Below are 11,156 nucleotides of genomic sequence, written 5' to 3' on the forward strand. Positions count from 1 at the left end.
TACATCGTCAGCCAGATGGTGCCCGTAAGAGCCTCGACAGGTGCTCCGAGGATATCGCGGCGATACGCGGCAGGCCCGACATTCGTCGTAAAGCCGGAGCATGGAGCGAGCCAGACCACGGGAAGGCTTCGGGGTTGGTTGATTTGGTACGGCGGACTGCTGTGGCTACGTTCCACTGGCTGTGCGCGAAGATTATGCTGCCGGCGGATGGGAGGCTGCCAGTTTTATCTCGCAGAACATGCTGATAAGTGGAAGGCTTAGATACGCAATGAGGTTTGTGCTGGCGATGTGGGGAACTCGCGGCGATGTCGAGCCCTGCTCCGCCATCGGGCGCGAGCTGCTGCGCAGAGGGCACGACGTGTGCATGGCTGTCCCGCCAGACGTTGTTGGCTTCGTCGAGTCGGCTGGGATTGCGGCGGTCGCCTACGGGGCGGAACCGCAGCGCTGGCTCGACGCCCACCGCAACTTTTTCCCCAATCTCCTCCGCAATCTCTGGAAGATCCTCGACCTGCGCAGGTTATGGCGCGATGCCGCGGAGTCGGGTGTTTCGTGCTGGGGCGACATGGGCACGACGCTGGTGTCGGTGGCGGACGGGGCGGACCTGATCCTCACCGGCATGGCGTATCAGGAAGTCGCCGCCAACGTCGCGGAGTACTACGACATCCCCTTGTCCATCCTGCATTTCGCTCCGGTGCAGGCGAACGGTCAGCTGCGGCCGTACTTGCCGGTGTGGTTGGTCAGCTTTGCGATGACCGCGGCCGAATGGCTGATGTGGCCCGCAAGGAAGGACGTCGAAGAAGCACAGCGGCGCGACCTGGGCTTGCCGAAGGAAAGCAGGCCGGCGTTTCGACGGATCATCGAAGGGGGACACCTTGAAATCCAGGCCTACGACGAGATGTGCTTTCCCGGGCTGGCAGCCGAATGGGCGAGATGGAACGGCAGGCGGCCCTTCGTCGGGGCGCTAACTCTGGAATTGCCGACGGATGACGATGAGGAGGTCGCGTCGTGGATTGCCGCAGGAACACCGCCCATCTACTTCGGGTTCGGCAGCGTAGCGATCGAATCGCCCGCTGAGACGCTCGCCATGATCGGTGCCGCCTGCGCGCAGTTAGGCGAACGAGCGTTGGTATGCGCCGGCGGGACTGACTTCAGCGACCTCCCTCGATTCGGGCATGTCAAGGTGGTGGGCACGGTGAACCACGTGGCCATCTTTCCGTCCTGCCGCGCGGTCGTTCATCATGGCGGCGCGGGTACCACGGCCGCCGGCCTGCGCGCCGGGGTGCGCACCGTGATCTTGTGGCGGGGCTTCGATCAGCCACACTGGGGCGCCGTGGTCAAACGGCTGAAAGTCGGTACTGCCCGGCGCTTTTCGCGTACAACGCAGGAGTCATTGATCGCTGACCTGCGTACCGTACTCACCCCGCAATACGCCGCCCGAGCCCGCGAGATCGCCACCCGGATGACTACACCCACCGCCAGCGTCGCGGCCGCCGCCGATCTTGTGGAAAATCTCGCCGGCGTCCGGCGTGTTGACTGATCGGCGAGGGTGGCCGCCGCCAAGTATTTAACTGGCGTGCACCAAGTTCAAGTGCGCTAAGATCAAACGCCTTGCCGCCCAAGCCCGCGAGATAGCCACCGGATGACAAAACCCACCGCCAGCGTTGCGGCCGCCACCGATCCGGTGGCAGAACTCACCCGGAGACGCACGCATGCCCGGCACTGAATCCAGATATGACGCCATCGTTGTTGGCTCCGGTGCGTCTGGCTCGTGGGCTGCCAAGGAACTGACGGAAGGCGGGATGAGGGTTGTCCTGCTCGAGGCCGGCCGGAACCCGGAAATCGATGATGACGTGCCGAGCGACGCGGACACCGGCGGGATGGGGATTGCCGGCCGAGTCAAATCGGCCATCCAGGGTCAGCACGTCCAGATCCGTTGTCCAGCCTTCTCCGAGACCTCCAAGAAATTCTTCGTCAACGACAGAGAAAATCCCTACACGACAGCGCCAGGAAAAGCGTTCGTCTGGATCAGGGGCCGGCAACTGGGCGGTCGCCTGCACTTGTGGCTCGGGCATGCACCGCGCATGTCGAATTCGGAGTTCAAAGCGGCGAGTGTCCGCGGAGACGGCGTCGATTGGCCACTGGCCTACGAAGACTTGGCGCCGGATTACGACATCGTCGAGCGAACACTAGGCGTCTACGGGAAGCCCGCGGGCATTCCCAACTGTCCCGACGGGCAGTTCATCGGGCCGCTGAAAACGACAAAGATCGAAGACGCGTTCCTGACCAACGTCGAGAAGCGGCTGCCGAACGTCCGCGTAACGTCCGCGCGAAAGGTCAAGCACGACGACAACAGAGTTCCGCTTCCGCTGAGACTCGCTCTCGCAACCGGGCACCTCGACATTCGGACAGACGCCGTCGTGAGCCGATTATTGGTCGATGCGCGATCGGGTCGGGCGACCGGCGTTGAATACATCGATCGATTGACGAAGACTAGGCAGGCAATTCACGGAAAGGTCGTCGTTCTCTGCGCGTCGGCGATCGAGACCGTACGGATCCTGTTGAACTCAAAATCCGCAACGCATCCTTCCGGGGTCGGCGGTTCGTCAGGCCAGCTCGGCCGTTATCTCTGCGACCACGTTGCGCACATCCGGAGCGGCAAGGTGTCTGAGAAGGATGTCGAGTCCGACTTCGCCGTGGCCGGCGCGGGACTGTACATTCCGAGTTTCTGCGACAACGAGTCGAAAAACTTTCCTGGTGGCTACGGCGTCGAGGTCCAGATAGGCCGCGGCTGGCCGGTCTGGGTCATGGGGGCGTATGGCGAGATGCAGCCCCGGTACCAAAACCACGTATCACTAGACCCAATTGTCAAGGACGCGTGGGGGATTCCCGTCGCCAAAATCGAGTGCAGCCACTCTCAGGACGAGCTCAACATGATCGCCCACATGCGCCGAACGCTGCCGGAAATTGCCGCGGCCGGCGGCCTACAGATCGACGAGAACCACGATCGCCGTCCCAGAGGCAGCATCGCCGATCGCCTGCTTCGATCCCTGTTCCTCACGAACTATCGCGCTTTTCGGCCCGGGGGAGCCATTCACGAGACCGGCGGCGCGCGCATGGGCGACACACCGGACAACTCGGTGGTGAACTCATACTGTCAATGTTGGGATGCCGACAATGTATTCGTTACCGACGGCGCATGCTTTGTGTCCTCCGGATTCCAGAATCCCACGTTGACGATGATGGCCCTCACGGTTCGAGCGTGCCGGTTCATCGTTAACAATTACGGAAGCGCATGAGTTGAATGGGACCCAAGAGGTTTAACTACGCTTTGTGCACGGCGATGGTCTGAGCGGAAGCCGCGGTACGGCGTGGTTAATGCCTAGACGTTGACCGGTTCCTTATCCACCGGGCTCAGCTGCCATCGACCCTCACCGAGCAACTCGAGGCGTTGCTGGTGATGATGCTCGACGGTGCTGCGGTGACTGACGCTGACGACGACCGTGCCGGGCAATTCGGCACGCAGCAGTCGATACATCGTCAATTCCAGCCCCTCGTCCATCGCCGATGTGGCCTCGTCGACGAACACGGCCTTCGGTTTGGTCAGCAGGACTCGACCGAACGCGATGCGCTGCTGCTCACCCGGTGACAGCACTTTGACCCAATCCTGTTCCTCGTCGAGCAGGTCGACCAGATGCGGCAGCATTACTCGTTCCAGCACATCGCGCAGAGCAGCGTCGGGAATGTCACCGGATTCCGCTGGATACGACACCACCGATCGCAGATCGCCCAGGGGCACATACGGCAATTGAGAAAGGAACATCGTCTGATTGGGCCCGTCGGGGCATCGCAGGGTTCCCGATCCGTACGGCCACAACTGCGCAAGGCTTCGTAGCAGCGTCGTTTTGCCGCTGCCTGACGGGCCGGTGATCACCAGCGCATCGCCCTTCGACAAGTGCAGGTCAAGAGACTCGATCAGCTGATCGCCATCCGGTGTCCGCACCTCCACACCTTCGATATCGACGGCACCGTCGACGCTCGGCATCACCAGTAGCTCCGGCAGCTCGCGAGCCTTGTCATCGGCGACAACCAGGCCGTACAACCGGATGATCGCCGCGCGATAACTCGCGAATTGGTCGTAGGCGTTGCGGAAGAAGGACAACCCGTCAGAGATCTGGTTGAACGCCGTCGCGGTCTGCGTGACGCCACCGAACTTGATCTGCCCGGCGAACAATCGCGGCGCTTGCAGGACCCAGGGCAACGGGACAATCAACTGACTCATCGATATGTTGAACCCGAACCAGCTGACGGTCCGGTTCACATATCGCAGGTAGTTGTCGATGATCGGCCGAAATTTCCTGCTCAACTGCACACGTTCGGCGGCCTCGCCGCGATAGAAGCCGACCGCCTCGGCGGCGTCGCGCACCCGGACCAGCGCGTAGCGGAAGGCAGCGTTCGTCAGCTCATTGCGGAAGCTCAGCCGGATCAGCGGTCGCCCAATCCAGAAGCCGAAGATCGTCGCTACCAAGACGTAGACGATCAGGATCCAGAACATCGCCCTGGGCATGCTCACGCCGAAGAGCGTCAGCGTGCCCGACAGGTTCCACAGAATGGCGGTAAAGGAAAACACCGACAACACCGACTCGACCGCGCCGAACAACAGCACATCCCTAGTGCCGTTAGACGGCACATTCGGGGTACCTCCCGTCCCGGCGGTCAAGACGTCAATGTCTTGTTGAATACGCTGGTCGGGGTTGTCGATGGTGCCGTCGATGAATCGAGAGCGGTAATACGCGCGCCCTTCCAGCCAGTCACCGGTGAGTCGATCGGTGAGCCAAATCCGCCACGCCACAATGAAGCGTTGCACCAGGTATATATCGAAGACGCCACGAGCGATATATAACGCCGCCATGAGCGAGAAAACCTTGATCGAGTTCCAAAACCCATGTATGCCAGAGTTTTTCACTGCGTCGTCATGAGTGGCCAAGCCCTGCACGGCGGTCTGAATGCCCGAGTTCAAATCGTTGGCCTGGTAGCTGAACAGCACAGTCAGACGAACGCCGATCACGACCGACAGCAACAGCACCCCGAGTGTGAGCCACACGGTGGCGCTGTGCTCACCGGTGAAATAGCCCCCGGTGATCCGCCAGAACTGGCGGCCCCATGGGGTGAGCGACCGCAACAGCACCAGCACTGCAAGCAGGGTCACCGCACTGATCACCCACGCGACGGCGATCCAGGACAGCGAATCAACGAGGGCGTGCCCCCAGTCGATGGACGACTTGAACAACTCCACGGTTCGCGCGCTCCTTCGGATTGCGACCTGCACAACCAGGCGTGCGTCGAACGCCTGGTTGAAAAGACTTTCCCGCGAAGCTACCCGGCCAGGGCGGCGGCGCGCTGTGTGGGCCGGTGTGCCGAGATCATCTCATCGAGATCGGTGCGGACGCGCACGGTGCGCCAGCAGGTCATACGCCGGCCGGCTCCCGCTCGATACGGCGCAGTTCCCATTTGCCTTCACCGAGCAGCTCAAGCAAGTGATCGTGGTGCTGCTCAACTGTGGGCCGATGACTGACGCTCACCACGACACAGTCCGGCAGTTCGGTACGCAACAGCTGGTACAGCGCGAATTCCAGGCCCTCATCGAGCGCCGACGTAGCCTCATCGAGGAACACCGCCTGCGGCTTGGTGAGCAGGACGCGGGCGAACGCGATCCGCTGTTGCTCGCCGGGAGAGAGCACCTTGGCCCAATCGCGCTCCTCATCGAGCCGGGCCGCCAGCGGGGCGAGCGCGACCTTGGTCAGCGCCTCTCGCGCCGCGGCGTCAGAGACATCGTCCGCTGAATTCGGATAGCAGACCACCCCGCGCAGATCGCCGAGCGGCACGTATGGCAACTGCGACAAGAACATCGTGGCGTGCTCGCCCGCCGGCCGGCGCAGGGTTCCGGACGCGTATGGCCACAACTGCGCCAGACTGCGCAAAAGCGTGGTCTTGCCGGCCCCCGAACGGCCGATGACGACCAACGCGTCACCGCTGTTGAGCCGGACTTCGAGTGGGTCGATCAATTGCTCGCCACTAGGCGTACGCACCTCGACGGCAGCGATTTCCACCGATCCGCGCTCGCTGGGCTCCACCGCGACCTCGGGCAGTTCCCGACCACGGGCGTTGGCGTCAACCAAGCCATGCAACCGAATGATCGACGCCCGAAATGACGCAAAATGGTTGTAGTGGTTGCGGAAGAAAGACAGCGACTCCTGGATCGTGCCGAATGCGGCTGCGGTTTGCGCGACGCCGCCCAAACCAATTTTCCCGGCGAACAGCCGCGGCGCCTGAATGAGCCACGGCAGCGGCACCATCGCCTGAGTGACCAACCAGTTCCAGCCGGTGTAACCGATGGTGCGGCGCACATATCGGCGGTAATTGTCGATGATCGGCGTGAAGCGCTGCCGCAATCGCGATCGCTCGGCGTCCTCACCGTGATAGAACCCGACGGCTTCGGCAGAGTCCCGCAAGCGCACCAACGCATAACGGAAGGCAGCGTTCAGCTGCTCGTTTGCGAAGCTCAGCTTGATCAAGGGATGGCCGATCCAGAACGTGACAGCGCTCGCCGCCACCACAAAGACGAAAACACTCCAGAACATCGCGCGGGGAATGTCGACATGGATCAACGGGACGGTCAGCGTGCCCGAGAGATTCCACAAGATCGCGGCGAACGAGATGACCGAGACCACTGATTGCACTGCTCCGAACAGCAGGGTTTGGCCAGTGCCGATGGTCGGGACATTTGTGGTAGAACCGGCGCCGGCGGTGAAAACGTCAATGTCCTGCTGAATACGTTGGTCGGGGTTGTCAATCGTGCCGTCGATGAACCGGGTCCGGTAGTAGGCGCGTCCGGTCAGCCAGTCGACGGTCAGGCGCTCGGTCAGCCAGACCCGCCACGCGACGATGAAGCGCTGCATCAGGTAGATGTCGACCATGGCCACCGCGATGAAAATTGCGGCAAGCAGACCAAAGACCGCCAACGCCGCCCAAAAGCCTTGCATGCCAGACTGTTTGACAGTTTCGTTTTGCGCGCCAGAACCGGTGAACGCTGTTTCCAGCGCGTTGTACAAGTCTTTGCTGAAGTAGCTGAACAAGACGTTGATTCGCACGATCGTGACGACCAACAGCAGCAGCAAGCCGAGCATCACCCACACCCTGCCCGACCGTGGACCGGAGAAGTAGCCACCGGTGATCCGCCAGTATTGCCGCGCCCACTGGGTGGTGAACCTGAGCACCACCAGGACGACAACCACACACACGGCACTGATCAGCCAGGCCCGGGCGATCCACAACATCGAGTCGGGCACCGCGGAACCCCAGTCGATGGATGGTTTGAACGGCTGTAGAGCAGTCACGAAGTCTCCTCGCGGTCTGGCTATTCCGCACGACGCCCCGTCGGAAAGCTTGTCGGGGAAGCTACCTCAGGATGGCCGATAGGCTGCGGCCATGGGCAACGACGCCGAGAACACCTTCCATGCCGGCCGACTGATCGCCCGGCGGCTCAAAGCCAGCGGGATCGACACCGTTTTCACATTGTCCGGCGGCCATCTGTTCTCGCTCTACGACGGTTGCCGCAGCGAAGGTATCCGGTTGATCGACACCCGCCACGAGCAGACCGCCGCGTTTGCGGCCGAGGGTTGGTCGAAGGTGACCCGTCAACCGGGCGTGGCGGCACTGACCGCGGGCCCGGGCGTGACGAACGGGATGAGCGCAATGGCTGCCGCCCAGCAAAACTCGTCGCCGTTGCTGGTTCTCGGTGGCCGGGCGCCGGCGGGGCGGTGGGGAATGGGGTCTTTGCAGGAGATCGACCATGTGCCGTTCGTGGCACCGCTGACGCGATTCGCCGCCACCGCGCCGTCGGCCGAGGCGGTGAGCGGCCTGATCGACGACGCGCTGCGAGCCACGGTCGGCGCGCCATCGGGGGTGGCGTTCATCGACTTTCCGATGGACCACGTATTTTCCGTCGCCGCCGACACCGGACTGCCCGGCGTTCTGACCACGTCGCCGGAGCCGTCGCTGCCCGACGGCGACGCGGTCGAACGCGCGGTCGGCCTGCTGGGCGCCGCGCAGCGACCGGTCATCATGGCCGGCACCAATGTCTGGTGGGGTCATGCCGAAGCGGCGCTGCTGCGACTGGCCGAGGAACGCCGGATCCCGGTGCTGATGAACGGCATGGCCCGCGGCACCGTCCCCGCCGACCATCCGCTGGCTTTTTCGCGGGCCCGCTCAAAAGCGTTGGGGGAGGCAGATGTTGCGGTCGTCATCGGGGTACCGATGGACTTCCGGCTGGGATTCGGCGGGGTATTCGGGCCAGACACCCAGTTGATCGTTGCCGACCGCGTGCAACCCGACCGCGGACATCCTCGGCCGGTTGCCGCCGAGCTCTACGGCGACCTGTCGTCGACCCTGACGGTCCTGAGCGGCACACCGCGGGCCGATACCGCCGGCCGCGGGGAATGGATCGCCGAATTGCGGGCGACCGAGACCGCGGCGCGCGAACGCGAACACGGCGAGCTGGCCGATGACCGCAGCCCGCTGCACCCGATGCGGGTCTACGCCGAACTCGCGCCGCTATTGGACCGCGACGCGATCGTCGTCGTCGACGCCGGCGACTTCGGCTCGTACGCCGGCCGGGTGATCGACAGTTATGTTCCGGGTGCATGGCTGGACAGCGGCCCGTTCGGATGCCTCGGTTCGGGTCCCGGCTACGCGCTGGCCGCCAAACTGGCCCGACCGGACCGTCAGGTCATCTTGCTGCAAGGCGACGGCGCGTTCGGATTCAGCGGCATGGAATGGGACACGCTGGCCAGGCACGACGTTCCCGTTGTCTCGGTGATCGGCAACAACGGCATCTGGGCTCTGGAGCACCACCCGATGACAGCGCTGTACGGCTATTCGGTGGTGGCCGAACTGCGGCCCGGCACCCGCTACGACGAGGTCGTGCGGGCGCTCGGCGGACATGGCGAGCTGGTCTCGACGCCTGCGGAGCTGCGGCCGGCGCTGACGCGCGCGCTGGGCAGCGGGCTGCCCGCCGTCGTCAACGTGCTCACCGATCCCGACGTCGCCTATCCACGCCGGTCCAATCTGGCGTGACGCACCTGACGTACCGTTGACCTGTGTCAAAGACCACCAGCTCTTCGTCCGGCCGAGTAAGCGGCCGCTTCTGGCGACTGCTCGGCGCCAACACCGAGAAGAACCAGGGCCGCTCACTGTCCCAGGTCACCGCGTCGGCTGACTATGACGAAAAAGCCGCCGGGCTCGACGACGAGCAGTTGCGCAAAGCCGCGGGGCTGCTCGACCTCGACGATCTGGCCGAGGCCGACGACGTCCCGCAGTTCCTCGCCATCGCGCGGGAAGCCGCCGAACGGGCCACCGGGCTCAGGCCTTTCGACGTGCAGCTGCTCGGCGCGCTGCGGATGTTGGCCGGCGACGTCGTCGAAATGGCAACCGGTGAGGGCAAGACGCTGGCCGGAGCGATCGCCGCGGCCGGCTACGCGCTGGGCGGTCGGCACGTTCATGTCGTGACGATCAACGATTATCTGGCCCGCCGCGATGCCGAATGGATGAGTCCGCTGCTGGAGGCTCTCGGGCTGACCGTCGGCTGGGTGACCGGCGAATCGACCGCCGAGGAGCGGCGCGCGGCATACAAGTGCAATGTCACCTACGCGTCGATCAACGAGATCGGCTTCGACGTGCTGCGGGATCAGCTGGTGACCGATGTCGACGACCTGGTGTCGCCCAACCCGGACGTCGCCCTGATCGACGAAGCCGACTCGGTGCTGGTCGACGAGGCGTTGGTCCCGCTGGTGCTGGCTGGAACCAGCCACCGCGAGAAACCGCGGCTGGAGATCATTCGGTTGGTCGGCGCACTGCAAGCCGGTGTGCATTACGACACCGACGCCGACAGCCGCAACGTCCACCTGACCGATGCCGGGGCGGCCAGAGTCGAAAAGCAGCTCGGCGGAATCGATCTGTACTCCGAGGAGCACGTCGGCACCACTCTCACCGAGGTCAACGTCGCACTGCACGCCCACGTCCTGCTGCACCGCGACGTGCACTACATCGTGCGCGACGACGCCGTGCACCTGATCAACTCGTCGCGCGGCCGCATCGCTCAGCTGCAACGCTGGCCGGACGGTCTGCAGGCCGCGGTCGAGGCCAAGGAAGGCATCGAGACCACCGAAACCGGCGAGGTGCTCGACACCATCACCGTGCAGGCGTTGATCAACCGGTACCCGACGGTGTGCGGCATGACCGGAACCGCTTTGGCCGCAGGCGAACAGCTGCGCCAGTTCTACAAGCTCGGTGTCTCGCCGATCGCGCCGAACACGCCCAACGTTCGCGAGGACGAAACCGACCGGGTCTACATCACGGCCGCGGCCAAAACCGACGCGATCATCGCGCACATCATCGAGATACACGAGACCGGACAGCCCGTCCTGGTCGGCACCCACGACGTGGCCGAATCCGAAGAGCTGCACGAGCGGCTGCAGCGTCGCGGCGTCCCCGCAGTGGTGCTCAACGCCAAGAACGACGCCGAGGAGGCCGCGGTCATCGCCGAAGCCGGCAAGCTCGGCGCCGTCACGGTGTCGACACAGATGGCCGGCCGCGGGATCGACATCCGGCTCGGCGGCTCCGATGAGGCCGATCACGACAAGGTCGTCGAGCTCGGCGGTCTGCACGTGGTCGGCACCGGCCGGCACCACACCGAGCGACTGGACAATCAGCTGCGCGGCCGCGCCGGCCGTCAGGGCGATCCCGGATCCTCGGTCTTCTTCTCCAGCTGGGAAGACGACGTCGCGGCGGCCAACCTCGAGCCCAACAAGCTGCCGATGCAGACCGACGACGACGGCCGCATCGTCAGCAACAAGGTGGCCGGACTGCTCGATCACGCCCAGCGAGTCGCCGAAGGCCGCCTGCTCGACGTGCACGCCAACACCTGGCGCTACAACCAGTTGACCGCCCAGCAGCGAGCGATCATCGTCGAGCGGCGCAACAAGCTACTCAGCACCGCCGCCCCTCGCGAAGAGCTCGCCGAGCTGGCGCCCGAACGTTACGACGAGCTGGCAGAAGATCTTTCCGAAGACCAGCTCGAGAAAATCTGCCGGCTGATCATG

The 11,156-nt window shown here is 64.0% G+C and carries 6 protein-coding genes; 4 read left to right on the forward strand and 2 right to left on the reverse strand.

The window, feature by feature from the left end:
* The first annotated feature begins 268 nt into the window (after nt 1-268).
* Both VN856_RS07815 and VN856_RS07820 read left to right on the forward strand, forming a co-directional pair.
* Nucleotides 269-1,537, forward strand: coding sequence for a glycosyltransferase (locus VN856_RS07815; protein ID WP_325687757.1), 1,269 nt, complete (start codon nt 269-271; stop codon nt 1,535-1,537).
* Between the two features lie 262 nt (nt 1,538-1,799).
* A complete protein-coding gene (locus VN856_RS07820; RefSeq protein WP_325687759.1) occupies nt 1,800-3,296 on the forward strand; it encodes a GMC family oxidoreductase in 1,497 nt (498 codons plus the stop codon).
* 83 nt (nt 3,297-3,379) lie between these two features.
* Here VN856_RS07820 and VN856_RS07825 read toward each other — a convergent pair whose 3' ends face one another.
* Nucleotides 3,380-5,293, reverse strand: a complete 1,914-nt coding sequence (locus VN856_RS07825; protein WP_325687761.1) for an ABC transporter ATP-binding protein/permease — start codon at nt 5,291-5,293, stop codon at nt 3,380-3,382.
* 172 nt (nt 5,294-5,465) lie between these two features.
* On the reverse strand, nt 5,466-7,334 hold the full coding sequence (locus VN856_RS07830) for an ABC transporter ATP-binding protein/permease (RefSeq protein WP_325687767.1): 1,869 nt from the start codon (nt 7,332-7,334) through the stop codon (nt 5,466-5,468).
* A 151-nt stretch (nt 7,335-7,485) separates the two neighbouring features.
* On the opposite strand from VN856_RS07830, the gene VN856_RS07835 reads away from it, so the two are divergent.
* Both VN856_RS07835 and secA2 read left to right on the forward strand, forming a co-directional pair.
* Nucleotides 7,486-9,132, forward strand: a complete 1,647-nt coding sequence (locus VN856_RS07835; RefSeq protein ID WP_325687763.1) for an acetolactate synthase — start codon at nt 7,486-7,488, stop codon at nt 9,130-9,132.
* A gap of 23 nt (nt 9,133-9,155) precedes the next feature.
* Nucleotides 9,156-11,156 (forward strand): accessory Sec system translocase SecA2 (secA2, locus tag VN856_RS07840; RefSeq protein WP_325687765.1); only part of this gene is annotated, 2,001 nt, incomplete at its 3' end.

This window comes from Mycobacterium sp. (assembly GCF_035603715.1).
In the GTDB taxonomy this organism is placed as follows: Bacteria; Actinomycetota; Actinomycetes; order Mycobacteriales; family Mycobacteriaceae; genus Mycobacterium.